The 20,363-nt window shown below is 66.6% G+C and carries 19 protein-coding genes; 15 read left to right on the top strand and 4 right to left on the bottom strand.

Annotated elements, in window-relative coordinates; all coding sequences use genetic code 11:
* Positions 1–18 precede the first annotated feature (18 nt).
* Complete coding sequence (locus tag J0J10_RS17115; RefSeq protein ID WP_291647679.1) at positions 19–1,206, bottom strand: helix-turn-helix transcriptional regulator; 1,188 nt, start codon at positions 1,204–1,206, stop codon at positions 19–21.
* A 234-nt stretch (positions 1,207–1,440) separates the two neighbouring features.
* On the opposite strand from J0J10_RS17115, the gene J0J10_RS17120 reads away from it, so the two are divergent.
* Entirely contained in the window at positions 1,441–2,226 is a 786-nt protein-coding gene (locus J0J10_RS17120; protein ID WP_291647680.1) for a hypothetical protein, read from the top strand.
* Between the two features lie 94 nt (positions 2,227–2,320).
* Here J0J10_RS17120 and J0J10_RS17125 read toward each other — a convergent pair whose 3' ends face one another.
* Both J0J10_RS17125 and J0J10_RS17130 read right to left on the bottom strand, forming a co-directional pair.
* Positions 2,321–3,484: an acyl-CoA dehydrogenase family protein gene (locus tag J0J10_RS17125; RefSeq protein ID WP_291647682.1), complete on the bottom strand. Its 1,164-nt coding sequence runs from the start codon at positions 3,482–3,484 to the stop codon at positions 2,321–2,323.
* Between the two features lie 17 nt (positions 3,485–3,501).
* Positions 3,502–4,665: a dihydrodipicolinate synthase family protein gene (locus J0J10_RS17130; protein WP_291647684.1), complete on the bottom strand. Its 1,164-nt coding sequence runs from the start codon at positions 4,663–4,665 to the stop codon at positions 3,502–3,504.
* Positions 4,666–4,822: 157 nt separating this feature from the next.
* Between J0J10_RS17130 and J0J10_RS17135 the strand changes: the two genes are divergently transcribed.
* The 8 genes from J0J10_RS17135 to J0J10_RS17170 all read left to right on the top strand — a co-directional run bounded on the left by J0J10_RS17135 (position 4,823) and on the right by J0J10_RS17170 (position 12,216).
* Positions 4,823–5,875 carry a LacI family DNA-binding transcriptional regulator gene (locus tag J0J10_RS17135; RefSeq protein WP_291647685.1) on the top strand — a complete coding sequence of 351 codons (1,053 nt, stop codon included), beginning with the start codon at positions 4,823–4,825 and terminating at the stop codon, positions 5,873–5,875.
* Between the two features lie 28 nt (positions 5,876–5,903).
* Complete coding sequence (locus tag J0J10_RS17140) at positions 5,904–7,496, top strand: acyl CoA:acetate/3-ketoacid CoA transferase (protein WP_291647687.1); 1,593 nt, start codon at positions 5,904–5,906, stop codon at positions 7,494–7,496.
* Positions 7,493–8,266 carry an enoyl-CoA hydratase/isomerase family protein gene (locus J0J10_RS17145; protein WP_291647689.1) on the top strand — a complete coding sequence of 258 codons (774 nt, stop codon included), beginning with the start codon at positions 7,493–7,495 and terminating at the stop codon, positions 8,264–8,266. Before J0J10_RS17140 ends, J0J10_RS17145 begins: the two co-directional genes overlap by 4 nt.
* 1 nt (position 8,267) lies before the next feature.
* A complete protein-coding gene (locus J0J10_RS17150; RefSeq protein ID WP_291647691.1) occupies positions 8,268–9,032 on the top strand; it encodes a 3-ketoacyl-ACP reductase in 765 nt (254 codons plus the stop codon).
* Between the two features lie 117 nt (positions 9,033–9,149).
* Positions 9,150–9,818 carry an amino acid ABC transporter permease gene (locus tag J0J10_RS17155; RefSeq protein WP_291635128.1) on the top strand — a complete coding sequence of 223 codons (669 nt, stop codon included), beginning with the start codon at positions 9,150–9,152 and terminating at the stop codon, positions 9,816–9,818.
* 10 nt (positions 9,819–9,828) lie between these two features.
* Positions 9,829–10,479: an amino acid ABC transporter permease gene (locus J0J10_RS17160; protein ID WP_291647693.1), complete on the top strand. Its 651-nt coding sequence runs from the start codon at positions 9,829–9,831 to the stop codon at positions 10,477–10,479.
* A 50-nt stretch (positions 10,480–10,529) separates the two neighbouring features.
* The gene (locus J0J10_RS17165) at positions 10,530–11,351 is read left to right on the top strand and encodes a transporter substrate-binding domain-containing protein (protein ID WP_291647695.1); all 822 of its coding nucleotides are present in this window, start codon (positions 10,530–10,532) and stop codon (positions 11,349–11,351) included.
* A 136-nt stretch (positions 11,352–11,487) separates the two neighbouring features.
* The gene (locus J0J10_RS17170; protein WP_465247216.1) at positions 11,488–12,216 is read left to right on the top strand and encodes an amino acid ABC transporter ATP-binding protein; all 729 of its coding nucleotides are present in this window, start codon (positions 11,488–11,490) and stop codon (positions 12,214–12,216) included.
* Positions 12,217–12,240: 24 nt separating this feature from the next.
* Here J0J10_RS17170 and J0J10_RS17175 read toward each other — a convergent pair whose 3' ends face one another.
* The gene (locus J0J10_RS17175) at positions 12,241–13,350 is read right to left on the bottom strand and encodes a PLP-dependent cysteine synthase family protein (protein ID WP_291647699.1); all 1,110 of its coding nucleotides are present in this window, start codon (positions 13,348–13,350) and stop codon (positions 12,241–12,243) included.
* A gap of 305 nt (positions 13,351–13,655) precedes the next feature.
* Between J0J10_RS17175 and J0J10_RS17180 the strand changes: the two genes are divergently transcribed.
* The 6 genes from J0J10_RS17180 to J0J10_RS17205 all read left to right on the top strand — a co-directional run bounded on the left by J0J10_RS17180 (position 13,656) and on the right by J0J10_RS17205 (position 20,363).
* Positions 13,656–14,558 (top strand): ketopantoate reductase family protein, encoded by a 903-nt coding sequence (locus J0J10_RS17180; protein ID WP_291647700.1) that lies wholly within the window; start codon positions 13,656–13,658, stop codon positions 14,556–14,558.
* A gap of 77 nt (positions 14,559–14,635) precedes the next feature.
* A complete protein-coding gene (locus J0J10_RS17185; RefSeq protein WP_291647703.1) occupies positions 14,636–15,502 on the top strand; it encodes an NAD(P)-dependent oxidoreductase in 867 nt (288 codons plus the stop codon).
* A 656-nt stretch (positions 15,503–16,158) separates the two neighbouring features.
* Positions 16,159–16,974 carry a cytochrome c oxidase subunit II gene (locus J0J10_RS17190; RefSeq protein WP_291635109.1) on the top strand — a complete coding sequence of 272 codons (816 nt, stop codon included), beginning with the start codon at positions 16,159–16,161 and terminating at the stop codon, positions 16,972–16,974.
* 61 nt (positions 16,975–17,035) lie between these two features.
* Positions 17,036–18,796 (top strand): cbb3-type cytochrome c oxidase subunit I, encoded by a 1,761-nt coding sequence (locus J0J10_RS17195; RefSeq protein ID WP_291647705.1) that lies wholly within the window; start codon positions 17,036–17,038, stop codon positions 18,794–18,796.
* A gap of 10 nt (positions 18,797–18,806) precedes the next feature.
* Complete coding sequence (locus J0J10_RS17200; protein WP_291647706.1) at positions 18,807–19,529, top strand: cytochrome c oxidase subunit 3; 723 nt, start codon at positions 18,807–18,809, stop codon at positions 19,527–19,529.
* A 111-nt stretch (positions 19,530–19,640) separates the two neighbouring features.
* Complete coding sequence (locus J0J10_RS17205; RefSeq protein ID WP_291647708.1) at positions 19,641–20,363, top strand: heme-copper oxidase subunit III family protein; 723 nt, start codon at positions 19,641–19,643, stop codon at positions 20,361–20,363.

Here is a 20,363-nt window from a genome sequence, read left to right on the forward strand (position 1 = left end):
TCGTCTCGAAGCTGGCTTTTACATCGTCGATTCGGGTGGCCTGGCGCCTTCCGCGAGCAGCAGGGCGAGAAGCTCGCGCTGATTATGCGTCCCCGTCTTGCCGAAGGCGCTCTTGATATGGGCGCGGGCGGTTTCGTAGGTGACCCCGAGCTCCTTCGCGATGTCGACCAGCGATCCGCCAAGCCGCAGCGCGCTGGAGATGCGGGCCTCCTGCTCCGTCAGGCGATAACGCGCCCGGAGGCGAACGGCGACATCCGACCGGTCGGGAGGAAGCGCTCTGAGGATCACCAGGGCCGTCACCGCGGGACTGAAATATGCGAGCGGGCCGCGCATCGCCAAGGACTGCAGATTTGACGCGAGCGGAAGGACCGACACCGAGAGACGGGTGCCGGCCAGCTCGACCGGGAACTCGGCATGGCCTCCGGCGCCGCTGGGATATCTCGCGCAAGTGGCCTGGACCGACCGCGCGAACCTGGCATCGATCTCGGGCAGCCCGAACGAAACGATGTCGCGGGCCCGCACATTGATAAGCATGCCGCTGCCGATCAACGCTTCCGCTGCGGAATTCGTCGCGAGGAGCTTGCACTCGGCGTTCACGATGAAGGCGGGATCGAGCAGGTTCTGCATGAGACCATCGCTGGATGTTGCGCGCTGACCGCGTAGAACAGCACGGTTGCAGTCGAATGCCCTGCGCAGACGGGAGGCCAAAGCCTGCATCGTCGGCGCCAGCACTTCGTTCGTCCGCTCGTGAAAGCGACCATCATAATGGACACAGAAGAACGCGACGCGATCGCGCTCATGCGCGATCTTGAGTCCCAGGGCCGTGTCGGCCCGGCCCATCGGCTTCAGCCAGTCATTGTAGAACTCGGTGGTTTCAAGGACCCGACGCGGGAGGAGCGCATCGGCCATTTCGACCTTCGAGGCCGCCATCTCCTTCCAGATTCCCAACCATGGATTGCGGGTTGCGAAATGCAGAAAATACGGCTCGAGATCGACATCCTCCCAGCCGGCCCCGGCTAGAGGCATGGCATAGGGCGCCTGTTGGTCGTGCCCCTGGAAAAGAACACGCACATCGGGGCGCAGGGCCTGGAAGGCAGCACAGACATCCTGCCAGCGCTCGGGAGACAGGGCAGCCGCGTCGATCACTTCGCCGACTTGCGAAACCGCGCGAACGAACTCGGCACCACTCAGGCCGCGCAGCGCCATTCCGGATCCCCCGATCCCTTTTTGATTAGGCCGATCATCCTCCAGCGGAAACCGAAGGGCAATGGGCTGTCCAGCTCGCGGCGTGCGATCAGCCGCAATCTAGTGATCCGCGCGGAACCTGTCCTACCCCAATTGGGTGACGGCAAAGATCCCGAACTGCTGCAGACTTGAAACCAGCCGATCAAGGCTAGCCTGCTCGAACCGGGGGGATGGGCAGTGAAGGGCCGATGCGTGATGCGCCATGCCGAAGCCTGGGGCCGCTGTCGCTTCTGCGACGGGACTGATACCGAGCCGTGCACTTGCCGGGACGCCGAGGGCGACGCTGTCAGGCTGGTCACACTTAGCCAGCTATGGGGCAATGCGGCGCTCGGTCGAAGCCCCAACCTGGCCATACGTGCAGCGATCAACTCCAGGGAGCTTCACGCCATCGGCCGCCTTCGCTACCGGCTTTTCGTCGAGCGCGGCCGCGAGAGCTTTGTCCATGCGAGCCATGGCGACGGCTGGCTCCTGGAACCGATCGACACGGCGAGCCTCAATCTCTGGGCCGGTCCGGAACGACGCTGTCTCGCTGCAGCCCGGCTTACCCAGGGCGCGGACGCCGTCACCGATCCGCGCCTCGCGGCGATGCTTCGACGCAGTGCGCTGCCAGAGGCGGAACATCCGCATTGTCTGGTACTTTCGCGCCTGGCGATCCGGCACCAGGCTAGCGCCCGTCCGCTCGCCCAGGCCCTCGCCCGGCATGCCTACCGGGTCGGGCTCGAAGCGGGCGCCGACACGGCGCTCCTCACCTCCCGCCCCGCAGACATCGTGTTCTTCACACGCCTTGGCTTCAGACCCTCCGGCGCTGCGTGGACCGAGCCTGGCGTGGGCGAGCTCCGCTGCCTGACACTCGCGATGCGGGACCGCGCAACGCTCCGGGCGGCCAACTCTCCGTTGCTGGCCGAGCTCGACGCGTTCGAAGCCAATGGCCCGTCCGGGACCGCAAAGGTCTCGATCCTCGATCTTGGCGACGATCTGTAAGGCCCGGCACGAGCACAGACCCTCCGGCCTTTCGCGCTCTCCGCTCGCCCTTCTCCCATTGACGGGGTCTGGACCACCTCCCGGAGGCGCGTGATCAGGCGCCGCCGCCGGCGCCGTGCTTGATCAGTTCCCGCGCGATGATGGTGCGCTGGATCTGGTTGGTGCCCTCGTAGATCTGGGTGATTTTGGCGTCGCGGTAGAGGCGCTCGACCTCGAAGCCCTGGATATAGCCGGAGCCGCCGAAGATCTGGACGGCGTTCGCGGTCTGCGCCACCGCCATGTCGCTGGCGAAGCATTTGGCGATCGAGGCGGCCGAGGTCGCCGGCGCGCCATGGTCGATCAGCAGCGCCGCCCGCTCGACCAGCGCCCGGGCCGCGGCGATGTCCTTGGCCATGTCGGCGAGCATCCATTGCAGGCCCTGGTTCTCCAGGATCGGCTTGCCGAACTGGCGCCGCTCGCGGGCATAGGCCAGCGCAGCCTCGAGCCCGGCCTGGGCGATGCCGACGGCGAGCGCGCCGATGCCGACGCGGCCCTTTTCGAGCACGCTCATCATGATGTGGAAGCCCCGGCCCTGCGGACCGAGCAGGGCATCACGCGGCACCGTCACGCCATCGAAGTTCAGCGCGCCGACCTGGCTGGCGCGCTGGCCCATCTTGTGTTCCTTAGGCCCGCGCGAGACGCCGGGCGCGTTAAGGTCGACGATGAAGATGCTCATGCCGCGATGGCCGGCTGCGGGGTCGGTCGAGGCCAGCACGAAGCCGAGATCGGCAACCGGCGCATTGTGGATCCAGAGCTTGCCGCCGTCGATGACATAGCCATCGGCGGTCTCGCGCGCGGCGGTGCGGACATTGGAGAGATCGGAACCCGCCTCGGCCTCGGTCAGGCAATAGGCGACGCGGGCCTTGCCGCGCAGGATGTCCGGCAGATGGCGGGCACGCTGCTCGGCCGTACCATAGCGGGTCAGCAGCGTGCCGATCAGCTCGACGAGACCGCACTGGTCGGCGACAGAGGCATAACCGCGCGACAATTCCTCCATCACCAGCGCATAGGCATAGCTGTCGAGCCCGGCTCCACCATGCTCGGGATCGGCGGTGATGCCGAACAGGCCGAGCTCGCCCATCTGGCGATAGATCTCGGCCGGAAAGGTCGAGTCACGGTCGAGCTCGGCGGCGGCCGGGCGCACCACCTCATCGGCGAAGCGGCGGGCGGTGTCGCGAATCTGCTGGTAGAGTGCCGTGTCCTGGAGCGGCGCGTGCATGGGGTTTCCTCCCGTCCTCAGGCGATGCCGTTCAGGGCGCAGAGATGGTCCATGCGCTTTGCGGCGCGCTCGGGATCGGCGAAGAGCCCGGCCTGGTCGGCCAGGCGGAAGAGATCGGCATAGTGCAGGATGCCGCGGGCGGATTCAGCGCCGCCGACCATGCGGAAATGGTCCTGGAAGCCACCCAGCCAGGCGAGGAAGACGACGCCGCTCTTGTAATACTGGGTCGGGGCCTCGAAGAGCCGGCGCGCCAGGGTGACCGTCGGGTCGAGAATGGCGTGGAAGCCCTGCCGGTCGCCCGCATCGAGGCAGGCGAAGGCGGCGGCCGCCGCCGGGGCGATCGGATCGAAGATGCCGAGCAGCCCGTGCGAGAAGCCCTGCTCGTCGCCGCCGATCAGCTCGGCATAGTTAAAGTCGTCGCCGGTATACATCACGACGCCGTCCGGCAGCTGCCGGCGCATGGTGATCTCCTTGCCGGCATCGAGCAGCGAGATCTTGATGCCGTCGATCTTGGCGGCATGCTCGCGGATCAGCGTCAGCACGGTCTGCATCGCCGGCTCGAAGTCGCGGCTGCCCCAATAGTCGGCGAGGGCCGGGTCGAACATCTCGCCGAGCCAGTGCAGGATGACCTTGCCGCGGCACTGGCCGATCAGCCGTCCATAGACCGAAAGGTAGTCGTCCGGCCCCTTCGCCACCCGGCAGAGCGCGCGGCTCGCCATCAGGATGATCTTGCCGCCATGCTTCTCGACATGGGCGATCTGTTCCTCATAGGCGCGGATGACGTCGTCAAGCGTGGTCGCGGCATTGGCGTCGAGCTGGTCGGTTCCGGCTCCGCAGGCGAGATCGGCACCCGGCACGGTCTTCGCCTCCGCGAGCACGCGGGCGATCAGCTCGGCGGCATTGCTCCAGTCGAGGCCCTGCCCGCGCTGCGAGGTGTCCATCGCCTCGGCGATCTTGAAGCCTAGGCCCCAGAGATGGCGCCGGAAGGCCAGGGTCGCGTCCCAGTCGAGCGCCGGGACACGCCAGGGCTCGTTCAGCTTGCGGGGATCGGCAACGACATGGGCGGCGGCGAAGACGGTCCGCGTCCGCGACGGCGCATGAACCTGAGGAAAGCGCGAGGCCGGCGCCAGCGTGTAGCGCTCAGTCCGACCATCGGCCCGGGGCAAGGTGATCTCGGCCATTGCATCCTCCCGAAATGGAACGTTCCATTTAATTTATATGCTACGACCGCTATAATTCATTGTTACGGCGATTTGAAGAGAGATATTGCCACGCTTCTCCGGCAATGATATGGAACGTTCCAAATTCATAATGCCTTCGAGCAAACGGGACGAAGCGATGCCGCAAGGGGCGCAGCCCAGGGACAAGGTGACGATCATCGAGATCGCAGACGCCGCCGGCGTCTCGAAATCGACAGTCTCGCTCGTCTTGACCGGCCGCGGCAGCGTCAAACCCGAGACGCGCGAGCGCATCCTTCAAGTGATGGACGAGCTCGGCTACGTCTATAATCGCGGCGCCGCCAATCTGCGCAACACGCAGTCCAAGATCGTCGGCCTCGTCCTCAACGACCTCTCCAACCCGTTCTTCGCCGAATTCGCGATCGGCGTCGAAACCGTGCTGCAGATGGCCGGCTACGTCGCCTTCATGGCGAACACCGCCGAAAGCGTGGTGCGCCAGAGCCAGGTCATGAAAATGATGCGCGAGCATGGCGCCCGCGGCATCATCCTCTGCCCCGCGCTCGACACCACGGCGGAGGAACTGGCACTGGCGAGCGGCCCGGACACGGCGCTGCTGGTCGCCATCCGCCGGCTGCCGGGCGTCGCGGCGAGTTCCGTGGTGCCGGACAATGTCGCGGGCTCGGCCAGGATCACCCGCCATCTCCTCAATCTCGGACACAGGCGCATCGCCTATCTCGGCGGCATGAGCTCGATGGTGGTCCGGCAGGATCGCCATCAGGGCTTCAGCGAGGCCATGGCGAAGGCCGGCGTCGCGATCGATCCCGGCCTGAACCTCGAATGCATGCCGACCCGCGACGGCGGCTTCAGCGCGATGAGCTCGGCGCTCGCCCTGCCGAACCGGCCCACCGCCGTGGTCTGCTACAACGATGTCGTCGCCATCGGCGCCATGCTGGCCGCAGCAAGGCGCGGTCTCGTCGTCGGGCGCGACATCGCCATCGTCGGCTTCGACGACACCAGCGAAGCCCGGCATGTCTCGCCGGCCCTGACCACGATCGCGGTCGACGCGGTCGGGCTCGGCGAACGGGCCGCGGCCATGCTGCTCGAACGCATCACCAATCGCGCGGCGCCGGCGACCAGTCATGTCGGCCCGGCCGAGCTCGTCATCCGCGAATCCTGCGGCGCCTATCAGCATGCGCTGACGGCCGCCGGCTGACCCATTTTCACAACCGGACCAAAGCAAGATGGCGTTCCCCCGCATCCTCACCGCCGACGAAGCCGCCGCCCTGATCCCGGACGAGGCGATCGTCACCGTCTCCTCCTCATCGGGCCTCGGCTGCCCGGATGCGGTTCTTGCCGCGATCGGCCGACGCTTCGAGGCGAGCGGCCATCCGAGGCAGCTGACCACGTTGCACCCGATCGCCGCCGGCGACATGTCGGGCATCAAGGGCATCGACCATCTCGCCAGGCCCGGCCTGCTCGCCCGCATCCTCGCTGGCTCCTACCCGTCCGGCCCGTCGAGTGCCGAGCCGCCGGCGATCTGGAAGATGGTCACCGGCAACGAGATCCCGGCCTACAACGTCCCGAGCGGCATCCTGTTCGACATGCACCGCGAGGCTGCCGCCAAGCGCCCGGGCGTGCTGACCAAGATCGGCATGGAGACCTTCGTCGATCCGAGGAACCAGGGCTGCGCCATGAACGCGCGCGCCGCGGCCGAGCCGATCGTCAGCCGCGTCGATTTCGACGGCGAGGACTGGCTCTATTTCCGCAGCATCGTGCCGAAGGTCGCGATCATCCGCGCCACCACGGCAGATGAGCGCGGCAACCTCTCCTATGAGCACGAGGGCGGCTATCTCGGCCCGCTCGACCAGGCGCTCTCCGTCCGCAACAATGGCGGCATCGTCATCGCGCAGGTGAAGCGCGTCGTCGCCGCCGGCTCGCTGAAGCCGCAGCAGGTCTTCGTGCCCGGCATCCTGGTCGACGCCATCGTCGTCGCGCCCGAGCAGATGCAGACGACGCAAACGATCTACGACCCCGCGATATCCGGCGAGATCGCCCGGCCGCTGTCGAGCTTCGAAACCCCGGCCTTCGACGTCGCCAAGGTGATCGCGCGGCGCGTCGCGCAGGAGCTGCGCCATGGCGACGCCGTCAATATCGGCTTCGGCATCTCGGCCAATGTGCCCCGCATCCTGATCGAGGAAGGCCAGCACGGCGCCGTCACCTGGGTGATCGAGCAGGGCGCGGTCGGCGGCGTGCCGCTGCTCGAATTCCAGTTCGGCTGCGCCTCCAATGCCGAGGCGATCGTGCCATCGCCCTACCAGTTCACTTACTTTCAGGGCGCCGGCTTCGACATGTCGCTGCTCTCCTTCCTGCAGATCGACAGGCAGGGCTCGGTCAACGTCTCGAAGCTCGGCGTGCGCCCGCATGTCACGGCCGGCGCCGGCGGCTTCATCGACATCACCGCCCGCGCCCGGCGCATCGTCTTCTCCGGCTATTTCAGCGCCGGCGCCAAGCTCGCCATCGCCGACGGCAAGCTGATCATCGAGAAGGAAGGCAAGGTCCGGAAACTGGTCGAGGCCGTCGAGCACATCTCGTTCTCGGGGCCGCGCGCCATCGCCCAGGGCCAGAACATCACCTACATCACCGAGCGCTGCGTGATGAAGCTGACGGCCGAGGGCATCGTCGTCAGCGAGATCGCGCCCGGCGTCGACCTCGAGCGCGACATCCTCGCCCAGGCGGAATTCCCGCTGCTGGTGCCGCAGCCGCCGAAATTGATGGATACGGCGCTGTTCCAGGAGGCCCTGCTCGGCCTCGCCATTCCCCGGAGGGGCGCATGAGCGATCCCGTCACCCTCGAGATCGCGGACGGGCTCGCGATCATCACCCTCGCCCGCCCGGAAAAGCTCAATGCGCTCGACGACGTGATGGTCGCGCTGCTCGGCCGCCATGCCGAGGCGATCGACGCCGACCGTTCGGTGCGCGCCGTGATCCTGACCGGCGAAGGCAAGGCCTTCTGCGCCGGCGGCGACATCGTCGCCTGGGGCGGGCTATCACCGCTTGAGATGGGCCAGGGCTGGGTGCGCTCCGGCCATCGCGTCTTCGACAAGCTGGCGCGGATGAAGCCGCCGGTGATCGCAGCGCTGAACGGCCATGCGCTCGGCGGCGGGCTCGAACTCGCCGTCACCGCCGACATCCGGATCTGCGAGGTCCAGGCCAAGATCGGCCTGCCCGAAAGCGGGCTCGGCATGATCCCCGGCTGGTCGGGGACGCAGCGCCTCGTCAAGCGGCTCGGCGGGCGCGTCGCCCGGCGCCTCGCCCTCACCGGCGAGATCGTCGCCGCCGAGACGGCGCTGTCGCTCGGGATCGTCGATCAGGTCGTCGAGAAAGGCGGCGCGCTAGCAGCGGCCAAGGCCATGGCCGAGCGCGTGCTGACGCGCGGACCGGTGGCGAACATGGTGGTCAAGCAGTTGATCAACGCCGCCGAGGACGAGGACCGCGCCGCGATCCTGGAGACGCTGGCGACCTCGCTCGTCTCCTATACGGACGATGTCAAGGAAGGCGTCGGCGCCTTCAAGGACAAGCGTCCTCCGAGCTATCGGGGGTCTTGAGATGGCACGCCCCGTCGCCCTGATCACCGGCGGACGGCGCGGCATCGGCCGCGCCATCGGCCTCGCCCTCGCCCAGGCAGGCCATGACATCGCCTTCACCGATCTCGCCGAGGACGAGGCCGCGGCTTCGGCCAAGGCGGCTTTCGCCGAGGCCGGCGCACGCGTCTTGTTCGTCCGGCACGATGTCACCGCGATCGAGAGCCATGCCGGGCTCGTCGCGGCCGTGCTGCGCGAATTCGGCCGGCTCGATCTCTTCGTCTCGAATGCCGGCATCGGCGCGCCGGTGCGCGGCGACATGCTGGAGATCACGCCGGAATCCTATGATCTCGTCATGGGGGTCAATCTGCGCGGCGCCGCCTTCCTGAGCCAGGAAGTCGCCAAGGCGATGATCGGCCAGAGTGAGGTTCGGCACCCTGCGATCGTCTTCATCACCTCCGCCAGCACGGAACTGGTCTCGATCGATCGGGCGCAGTACTGCGTCTCGAAGATCGGCCTCTCGATGTGGGCCAAGGCGCTGGCCGTCAGGCTGGCGCCCGAGGGCATCGCGGTCTTCGAGGTCCGGCCGGGCGTGATCCGCACCGAGATGACGGCGAAGGTCGCGGCGAAATACGACGCCCGCATCGCCGAGGGGTTGATCCCGGCCGGGCGCTGGGGCGAGGGAGAGGATGTCGCGCGCTGCGTGGCCGGCCTGGCCGGCGGCGGCTTCGCCTATGCGACGGGAACGGTGATCAACGCCGATGGCGGGTTGATGATTCCGCGCCTGTAGTTAGGTTCGGCGCCGACAACCCGGCGCCGGAGACGTGGCGGTCGCCGTCGATGGACAAGGAGAAGGGGGCATGATGACAGCAAAGACCGGCATAGTCCCCCGGATGGGACGCACTGCATGAGTTATGAGTTCGATTTCGCTTCGGTCTTCGAAGCCTGGCCCGAACTGCTCCACGGGCTGGTCAATTCGCTGGTGCTCTCGGCCGCCGCCATGGCGATCGGCATGATCGTCGCCGTCGCCGGCGCGCTCGGCAAGACATCCGGCCCGAAATGGCTGGTCTGGATCATCGACGGCTATATCGAGCTGATCCGCAACACGCCGTTTCTGATCCAGATCTTCATGATCTATTTCGGCCTGCCCTCGCTCGGCCTCAAATTCTCGTCCAACACCGCGGCGCTGATCGCACTGGTAGTCAATGTCGGCGCCTATGGCATCGAGATCATCCGCGCCGGCATCGAGAGCATCCAGAAGGGCCAGGTCGAGGCCGGCAAGTCGCTCGGCATGCGGCCGCTGCAGATCTTCCGCTACATCATCCTGAAGCCGGCGATCCAGGCGATCTACCCCTCGCTGACCAGCCAGTTCATCCTGCTGATGCTGAATTCGAGCGTCTGCTCGGTGATCGCGGCGACAGAGCTCACCGCCATCGCCGGCGACATCCAGTCGCGGACCTTCCGCAGCTTCGAGGTCTATTTCATCGTCACCTGCATGTATCTTGGCCTGTCGATGTTCTTCTGGACGGCCTTCGCCGCGATCGAGCGCAGCTTCCTGCGCAAGCCAACCCGTTAGGTCTGAGACGATGCGTGAACTTGGACCCAACGAAATCATCTTCATCCTCGCCGCCGTGCGTTGGACCTTGCTGCTATCGCTCGTCGCCTTCCTCGGCGGCGCGCTCGGCGGCGCCTTGGTGGCGCTCGCCCGCACCAGCGAGATCAAAGGTCTCAGGCTGATCTCGAATGGCTACATCAAGCTGTTCCAGGGCACGCCGCTCCTGATGCAGCTCTTCCTCGCCTTCTTCGTGCCGGGGCTGTTCGGCTGGTCGGTCGATCCCTGGACTGCGGCGGCGCTCGGCCTGTCGCTGCATGCCAGCGCCTTCCTCGGCGAGATCTGGCGCGGCGCCATCGAGGTCGTGCCGCGCGGCCAATGGGAGGCGGCGACCTCACTCGGCCTGCGCTACACCCCGAAAATGGCGCTGATCATCGTGCCGCAGGCGATCCGCATCGCGATCCCGCCGACGATCGGCTTCCTGGTGCAGTTGATCAAGGGCACCTCGCTGGCCTCGATCATCGGCTTCGTCGAGCTGACCCGCGCCGCCCAGGTGATCAACAACGCCACTTTCCGGCCGTTCACGATCTTCGCGCTGGTCGCGCTGGTCTACTTCCTGATCTGCTGGCCGCTCTCGGCCTACAGCAAGCGGATGGAGCGCAAGCTCCTGGTCGCCGCGCGCTAGCGCGACGGCCTGAGCCACCCCCAAAAAGGCAATCTGAGGAGAAACGCCTGATGTCCCTGTTCAAGTCCATTGCCCGCCGCAGCCTCGGCGCACTGGTCCTCGCCGGCTTCGCCGCCGCGACCCTCGGCGCCGCCCCGGCCAAGGCCGCCACGCCCGAGGAGATCAAGGCCCGCGGCAAGCTCATGGTCGGCCTGCTGACCGACTACCCGCCCTTCGGCGGCACCGACGCCAACCAGCAGCCGGCCGGCTACGACGCCGACGTCGCGGCGCTGATGGCGAAGTCGCTCGGGGTCAAGCTCGAGCTCGTGCCGGTCACCGGCCCGAACCGCATCCCCTATCTCCTGACCAACAAGGTCGACGTGCTGATCGCGACCTTCGGCATCACCGCCGAGCGCTCGAAGCAGGTGCTGTTCTCGAACCCCTACAGCTCGCTGACGATCTATGTGCTGGCGCCCAAGAGCCTGAACATCAAGACGGCCGACGATCTGAAGCCGGTGACGATCAGCGTCGCCCGCGCCTCGACGCAGGACACCGCGATCACCGCCGCCGCCCCGCAGGGCACGCAGATCAAGCGCTTCGACGACGACGCCACCGCCCTGCAGGCGCTGATCTCCGGCCAGGTCCAGGCCATGGGCGCGAGCAACACCATCCTCGCCCAGCTCAACAAGGACTATCCGCAGCTCAACATCGAGCCGAAGCTGACGATGCGCGAGCAGGCCAACGGCATGGCCTTCCGCAAGGCCGACACGGCACTGGCCGAGTTCGCCAACAAGTTCATCGCCGAGATCGAGAAGAACGGCGAGCTCTCGGCGATCAACAAGCGCTGGTTCGGCGTCGAGCTGACCAAGCTGCCGCCGATGCCGCAGTTCTGATCCAGGACGACGACGCTGCGCCCGGTCAAGCGCCGGGCGCAGCGCCACAAGACGCAAGCGACGAGAAAAAGTGATGGCGAGCGAAGCGACCGCGACCAAGACCGCGGCAAGGTCGGACGAAGCCCCGATCATCCAGATGCGCAAGGTCGACAAATTCTATGGCGACTTCCATGTGCTCAGGAACATCGACCTCTCGGTGACCCGCGGCGAGCGCATCGTGATCTGCGGGCCCTCGGGCTCGGGCAAGTCGACCCTGATCCGCTGCCTCAACCAGCTCGAGGAGCACCAGTCCGGCGAGATCGTCATCGACGGCACCACGGTGCATGCCGGGCTGCGCGGCATCGAGGATGTCCGCCGCGAAATCGGCATGGTGTTCCAGAGCTTCAACCTGTTCCCGCATCTGACCGCGCTGGAGAACTGCACGCTGGCGCCGATGAAGGTGCGCGGCATTCCGAGAGCGGAGGCCGAGGCGGCGGCGCGCGTCATGCTCGAGCGGGTGCACATCCCCGAGCAGGCGATGAAATTCCCGATCCAGCTTTCCGGCGGCCAGCAGCAGCGCGTCGCGATCGCCCGCTCGCTCTGCATGAACCCGAAGATCATGCTGTTCGACGAGCCGACCTCGGCGCTCGATCCGGAGATGGTCAGCGAAGTGCTCGACGTCATGGTCGAACTCGCCGAAAGCGGCATGACCATGCTGGTCGTGACCCATGAGATGGGCTTCGCCCGCAAGGTCGCGGACCGGGTGATCTTCATGGATGCCGGCGAGATCGTCGAGGTCGCGCCGCCCGAGCAGTTCTTCCGGGCGCCGGAGAACGAACGCACCCGCAAATTCCTCGGCCAGATCCTGCATACCGCCGGCCACTGAGGCCGACGCGGCCGCGTCGGCGTCTCAGGCCTCTTCGAGCAGAAGCTCGAAATCGCCGCCGGCCAGCACGGCCTCGATCCGGCTCTCATAGGGGGACGGATCAATCTCCTGTGCGGCGAGCCAGGCCGGATCGTAATAGGTCTTGCTGTAGCGTTCGCCGGCATCGCAGATCAGCGTGACCAGCGATCCCTGCCGACCGACCGCCTTCATCTCGCCGGCGAGCCAGCAAAGGGCGAGGAAATTGGTTCCGGTCGAGCCACCGACGCGGCGACCAAGCCGACGCGACAGCACGTTCATCGCCGCAATCGAGGCCGCATCGGGAATGCGGACCATCCGATCGACGACCCCCGTCACGAAGGAAGGTTCGACACGCGGACGGCCGACCCCTTCGATGCGCGAGGCGCGCTCGCAGCGGCACTGCGCATCCGCCAGACGGTAGCCGTCGAAAAAGGCGGAGTGCTCGACATCGGCGACGCAGAGCCGGGTGGCATGGCGCTTGTAGCGCAGATAGCGCCCCAGCGTCGCCGAGGTGCCGCCCGTGCCCGCGCTCATCACCATCCAGCTCGGGACCGGATGCGGCTCGCGCTCCATCTGGCGGAAGATCGCTTCGGCGATGTTGTTGTTGCCGCGCCAGTCCGTCGCCCGCTCGGCATAGGTGAACTGGTCCATGTAATGGCCGCCGAGCCGACGGGCGAGCGCCTCGGCCTCGGCATAGAGCAGGCTGCCATCCTCGATGAAATGGCAGGTCCCGCCATAATGCTCGATGGCAGCGACCTTCTCGCGCGAGGTCGAACGCGGCATCACCGCATAGAAGGGCACGCCGATCATGCGGGCGAAATAGGCCTCCGACACCGCCGTCGAACCCGAAGACGCTTCGACGACCGGCGTGCCTTCCCGGATGTGGCCGTTGCAGAGGGCGTAGAGGAAGAGCGAGCGTGCCAGCCGATGCTTCAGGCTGCCGGTCGGATGGGTCGACTCATCCTTCAGATAGATGTCGATGCCGGCGAGCTTCGGGCATTCGAGCTTGAAGAGATGCGTGTCGGCCGAGCGGTGCTGATCGGCATCCAGCGCCGCGACGGCCTGGTCGACCCAGTCGCGGGAACAGGATCTGGGAATGGCGGGACGAACGATCATGCACGAGGACCAGCAAGGAGAATCTTCCCATTATGCCGATTTCACCCGTGCGCGCCACAGCAGCGAACCGCGCCACCGGAGCGCAAGCCGGCGGCAGCGGAGCCGGCACGCGCGGGCTGCCATGCCTGCCGCGCATGCGATGAGCGCGCGAGAGGGTCGCGGCCCAAAGCAATGTCGTAGTAGGAAGGCGGGCGATGCGACGCTCCGGGCCCGGCGCGCGCCGAGCACGATATCGCCCTGGCCGGTGCGCGGCGCCATCGCTGCCGCAAGCCGTGCCTTGCAGGCATCCGGATGTGGAGAAACCGATGAAGATTGCGGTCATGGGTGCCGGAGCGGTCGGCTGCTATTACGGCGCGATGTTCGCGCTGGCCGGCCATACGGTCACGATGATCGGGCGCCCCGCGCATGTCGAGGCGATGCAGGCGGACGGCATCGTGCTGCTGAAGGCCGGCACCCGCCATCGGGCACCGGTACAGGCCACCACCGAGCCCTCGGGCGTCGCAGGCGCCGAACTCGTGCTGATCTCGGTCAAGTCGGACGACACGGTCGTCGCCGCCACGGCCATCGCCCCGCACCTTGCCGACAATGCCCGGATCCTCAGCCTGCAGAACGGCGTCGACAATGCCGAGCGCCTCGAAGCGGTCTTCGGCCGCGCCGTCATCCCCGCGGCAGTCTATGTCGCGGTCGAGACGCTCGCAGCCGGGCAGGTCCGGCACAATGGCCGCGGCGAACTGGTGATCGGCGCCGGCCCGGATAGCGAGGCTCTGGCGCAGAGCTTCGCGCAGGCCGGGATCCCGACCGATGTCTCGGCGAATGTCCGGGACGTGCTCTGGACCAAGCTGACGATCAACTGCGCCTATAATGCGCTCTGCGCGATCGGGGAGCTGCCCTATGGTGCGATGGTCGGCGTCGCCGGCGTCCCCGAAGCCATGGCCGATGTCGTCGCCGAATGCCGCGCCGTCGCCAGTGCCGCCGGCGTCCGGCTGCCCGACAATCTCGGCGACGCCGTCACGGGACTGGCCGCCGCGATGCCGAGCCAGTTCTCCTCCACCGCGCAGGACCTCCAACGCGGCAAAAAGACCGAGATCGAGCATCTCAACGGCTATGTCGTCAGGACGGCCGAGACGTTCGGGATCAGCGTTCCCGCCAATCGCATGCTGCTCGCCTGCATCCGCCTGCGCGAGGAATTCAACAACCGGGCCTCCTGAGCCGCGACGAGGCCGGCAACCGATCCGGACGCCGACGATGGGCGCCCGCGAACCTGAAGCAGGAAAGAAGCGTGACCATGCCTAGCAAGATTGGGGTCATCGGCGTCGGCCTGATGGGCCACGGCATCGCCCGGAACATTCTCCTCAAGGGCCATGGGCTGACGGTGATGGAGCATCCCGGCAACCAGCCGCTGGACGAGCTTCTCGCCGGTGGAGCCGCGACCCGCACGACGGCGGCCGAGGTAGCGCGCGCATCAGATGTGGTCATTCTCTGCGTCACCGGCTCGGCCGAGGTCGAAGCCGTGCTGAGCGGCCCGTCCGGCCTGCTCGAAGGGCTGCGCCCGGGCGCCATCGTCGTCGACTGCTCGACCTCGGTGCCGGAATCGACCAAGAAGATGGCCGCGCTCGTCGAGAAGGCGGGCGGACGCTTCATCGACGCGCCGATGACCCGGACCGCCAAGCACGCCCATGAGGGCAAGCTCAATCTGCTGGTCGGCGGCCTGGCGGCGACGCTGGACGAGGTCCGCCCGGTTCTCGCCTGCTTCGCCGAGAACATCACCCATGCCGGCCCGCTCGGCGCCGGCCATCGCATGAAGCTGCTGCATAATTACGTCTCGCTCGGCTTCGTCACCCTGCTCGCCGAGGCTTCGGCCTGCGCCCGCCGCTCGGAGGTCTCGCTCGACGTCTTCGTCGAGGTGCTGGCGAGCGGCGGCGGCAGCGGCGCGGCGCTGGAAAGGCTCAAGCCCTTCCTGCTCGCGGACGATCCGAGCGGCCTGCAGTTCTCGATCGCCAATGGGCTGAAGGATCTCAGCTATTATACGCAGATGGCGCAGGATACCGGTGCCGCGCAAGGCATCGCGACGGCGGTGCGCGAAACCCTGGCGCAGGGCGTCGAACGCGGCGGCAGGCAGGCCATGCTGCCCGAACTCGCAAAGATGCTCTGAGCCCTTTCGCCATCCGGCCATTCGGAGGCCGCGCCGCCTGCTCGCAGGACGGCGCAGTTTCCGGGTCGGGCGGCTGACCCGCGCAGCGAGAACCTCACCCAATAGCAATCGAACTGCCAACTCAAGCAATCGAGAGCTCGATTTCTGTACGAGGCCGGCGTCCACGCACCCGGATACGACCCGGCGTCAATTGACAATGATCGCGCGCGGGACGAGAACATTGGATCACTAAGGCAGCAAGGACCGATTGCCTTGCGGCGCGAGTATTCAGCGCCAGTTCGACCGCAGGGCGAAGCCGAGGTTCGGCCATGGCTGGAGGAAAGCAACGCGCGGGATCTGCCGACGCACCGTGGCGGGCATGGCCGGCGCGGCGTGCAGAGCTTGTGTCCTCCCCGCGCCTCCCCCGCATTCCCCCCAATGGTTTCTTGTACTGCCGGAACTGTTTCGACGCTTTCCCGCCTGGAGCATGCGCGCGCGAGGCGGATACCGGTTCGCGCCAGGACAATCCGATAAAACAAAGAGACAGAGCATATTCGCGCTTCGGAGAGGCGCGGATATGCGCGAGCGGCATCTTACTCGGCTAAGGTCGCGACGCGGCCCAGGCGCCGCGACCATCACTGGTCTGCTCATCAAGCCCTCGGCAAGGATGACAGAGGATGGCTATCGCAATCGCACTGATCCTGGTTGTGATCGGCTCGGTGGTCTTCCACTTCGTGAGCCCGTGGTGGTGGACGCCGATCGCCTCCAACTGGGGCTATATCGACCAGACCCTGATCATCACCTTCTGGATCACCGGTGCGGTCTTCGCCGCCGTCGTGCTGTTCATGGCCTATTGCGTGATCCGCTTCCGCCATCGCGAGGGCAACCGCGCCGCCTATGAGCCCGAGAACAAGCGGCTCGAAGGCTGGCTCGCGATCGGCACCGGCATCGGTGTCGCAGCCATGCTCGCGCCCGGCCTCGTGGTCTGGCATCGCTTCGTCACAGTGCCGGCCGATGCTGCGACGGTCGAGATCGTCGGCCAGCAATGGCAATGGAGCTACCGGCTGCCGGGCGCGGACGGAAAGCTCGGCGCCACCGACATCGCCCATGTCACCCCGGAGAACCCGCTGGGGATCGCCCCGAACGACCCGCATGGGCAGGACGACGTCATCATCCAGGGCGACCCGCTGCATCTCCCGATCGGCAAGCCGGTCAAGCTGCTGCTGCGCTCGCTCGACGTGCTGCATAACTTCTACGTGCCGGAGTTCCGCGCCAAGATGGACATGATCCCGGGCGTCGTCACCTATTACTGGCTGACCCCAACCCGTCCCGGAACCTTCGAAGCGCTCTGCGCCGAACTCTGCAGCACCGGCCACGCCTTCATGCGCGGCGGCGTCACCGTCGAGCCCGACGAGAACTACCAGGCCTGGCTGCAACAGCAGAAGACATTCGCCCAGTTGCAGGCGCCGTCGAGGGCGCAGGCGAAGAATTAGGAGCGGCTCCGGCCAGCCCGAACCGGGCAGCCCGGACCGGCGGAAGCGGAAAGGTCTCGCGATGGCGGACGTGACGCATGGCGTGGCAGGGCCGGTACCGACGGCGGGGCACGACGATGTCGAGCTCTACCACCCGAAGAGCTGGATCACGAGATATGTCTTCTCCCAGGACGCCAAGGTCATCGCGATCCAGTATTCGGCGACGGCGCTGGCGATCGGGCTGGTCGCGCTCGTGCTGTCCTGGCTGATGCGGATGCAGCTGGCCTTTCCCGGCCTGCTCTCCTTCATCGACGCCAACTACTATTACCAGCTCATCACCATGCACGGCATGATCATGGTGATCTACCTCTTGACCGCGCTCTTCCTGGGCGGCTTCGGCAACTATCTGATCCCGCTGATGCTCGGCGCACGCGACATGGTCTTTCCCTATGTCAACATGCTGAGCTTCTGGATCTATTTCCTCGCCGTGCTTGTCCTCGTCGGCGGCTTCTTCGTGCCGGGCGGGCCGACCGGCGCCGGCTGGACGCTCTACCCGCCCCAGGCGATCCTCGCCAACACCGCCGGCCAGCAATGGGGCATCATCATCATGCTGGTCTCGCTGATGCTGTTCATCATCGGCTTCACCATGGGCGGGCTGAACTATGTCGTGACCGTGCTCCAGGGGCGGACCCGTGGCATGACGCTGATGCGCATGCCGCTGACGATCTGGGGCATCTTCACCGCCACGGTGATGGCGCTCCTGGCCTTCCCGGCCCTGTTCGTCGGCGCCGTGATGATGCTGCTCGACCGGGTCATCGGCACCAGCTTCTTCATGCCCTCGATCATCGCGATGGGCGAGCAGCTGGCCTATAAGGGCGGCAGCCCGATCCTGTTCCAGCACCTGTTCTGGTTCTTCGGCCATCCCGAGGTCTACATCGTCGCGCTGCCGGCCTTCGGCATCGTCTCCGATCTGATCAGCACCCATGCCCGCAAGAACATCTTCGGCTACCGGATGATGGTCTGGGCGCTGGTGGCGATCGGGGCGCTGAGCTTCGTGGTCTGGGCGCACCACATGTATGTCAGCGGCATGCATCCCTCCTTCGGCTTCTTCTTCGCCACGACGACGCTGATCATCGCCATCCCGACCGCGATCAAGGTCTACAACTGGATCCTGACGCTGTGGCGCGGCGACATCCGCCTGACCTTGCCGATGCTGTTCGCGCTCGGTTTCATCGTGACTTTCGTCAATGGCGGGCTGACCGGCCTGTTCCTCGGCAATGTCGTGGTCGACGTGCCGCTCTCCGACACGATGTTCGTCGTCGCGCATTTCCACATGGTGATGGGCGTCGCGCCGATCCTCGTCGTCTTCGGCGCGATCTATCACTGGTACCCGAAGGTGACCGGACGCCTGCTCGACGAGACCCTCGGCAAGCTGCATTTCTGGATCACCTTCCTCGGCGCCTACGCGATCTTCTTCCCGATGCACTATATCGGGCTGATGGGCGTGCCCCGGCGCTATCCCGAAATGGGCGCGATGGCGTTCGTGCCGCCTTCGACGGTGACGCTGAACATCTTCATCACCGTGGTGGCGCTGATCGTCGGCGCGGTCCAGCTCGTCTTCCTGTTCAACCTGATCTGGAGCCTGAAGCGGGGCCGGCCTTCCGGCGGCAACCCCTGGCGGGCGACCACGCTCGAATGGCAGACGCCGCAGACGCCACCCGCCCATGGCAACTGGGGCAAGGAGCTGCCGGTGGTCTATCGCTGGGCCTATGACTACAGCGTGCCCGGCGCCGCGCAGGACTTCCTGCCGCAGAACCAGCCGCCGGCGCCGAGAGTGGGATAGGGGGCCGGCCATGGTGGTGATCCTCCTCTTCATGACGATCATGGCAGGCATTGCCGGCTGGTGGCTGCTGCGCCAGGGGCTCGGCGCCAAGCCCTGGCTGGAGGTCGGCATCGCCGGCGAGGCCGACTGGACGGGCCCGGCGCCCCGCCCGACTGCGAAGCTCGGGCTCGCGGCCTTCCTGGCCGTCGCCGGCTCGCTGTTCGCACTGCTGGTCAGCGCCTATTTCATGCGCAGCGGCATGGCCGATTGGCGGCCGCTGCCGGTGCCCGCCGTGCTGTGGTTCAGCACCGGCCTGCTGGTCCTGAGCAGCGTCGCGCTGCAGACGACCGTCACCGCCGCACGCCGTGGCGAGCTCGACGGCGTCAGGTCCGGCCTGCTCGCCACCGGCGTCTCGGCGCTGGCCTTTCTCGCCGGTCAATTGCTGGCCTGTCGGGAACTCGGCGCCGCCGGCTATTTCGCCGTGGCCAACCCGGCGGGCGCTTTCTTCATCCTAGTCACCACGATCCACGGTCTGCATCTGCTCGGCGGACTGGTCGCGCTCGGCCGGACGGCCGTGCGGGCCTTTGCCGCGCCGATGGCTGGGGCGCCCGAGGCGCTGGCAGGCATGCGGCTCAGCGTCGAGCTCTGCGCCACCTACTGGCATTTCCTGCTTCTGGTCTGGCTCGTGCTCTTCGCCCTGCTGATGCGCTGGACCGACGATCTGATCGAGATCTGCCGGGCGCTGCTGGCCTAGGCATGCGTGCGGACACGGAGTGAACTACTCGGCGGCACGATCCGCCATTTCGACGAGATCCGGGTGCAGGTTCGAAGATCATCCGGCTCCCGGCTGCAAGCGAGGCGAGCGATGAACGAGGTCTTGCCGTCCACTGCGCATACCGAAGCCAGGCCTGCCGCGGGCTGGCCGGGCATCGTCTCGGACTGGTCGTCCGATCGTCAGGCCTTCAAGGACGTCTCCTGGGGGAAGGCCATGATGTGGGTCTTCCTGCTCAGCGACACTTTCGTCTTCGGCAGCTTCCTGATCGCCTACATGACGGTCCGCATCTCGACCACCGTGCCCTGGCCAAATCCGAGCGAGGTCTTCGCGCTCGAGATCGCCGGCCACCATCTGCCGCTGATCCTGATCGCGATCATGACCTTCGTGCTGATCAGCAGCAGCGGGACGATGGCGATGGCGGTCAATTTCGGCTATCGCCGCGACCGCCGCAAGACGGCGATGCTGCTGCTCCTGACCGCGCTGCTCGGGGCCAGCTTCGTCGGCATGCAGGCCTTCGAATGGTCGAAGCTGATCTCGGAAGGGGTGCGGCCCTGGGAAAATCCCTGGGGCGCCGCGCAATTCGGCTCCAGCTTCTTCATGATCACCGGCTTCCACGGCACGCATGTCACGATCGGCGTGATCTTCCTCGTCATCATCGCACGCAAGGTCTGGCGCGGCGATTTCGACGATGGAAGGCGCGGCTTCTTCACCAGCCGGCGCGGCCGCTACGAGATCGTCGAGATCACCGGGCTCTACTGGCACTTCGTCGATCTCGTCTGGGTCTTCATCTTCGCGCTGTTCTATCTCTGGTGA

This window comes from Allobosea sp. (genome assembly GCF_017308075.1).
GTDB lineage: Bacteria > Pseudomonadota > Alphaproteobacteria > Rhizobiales > Beijerinckiaceae > Allobosea.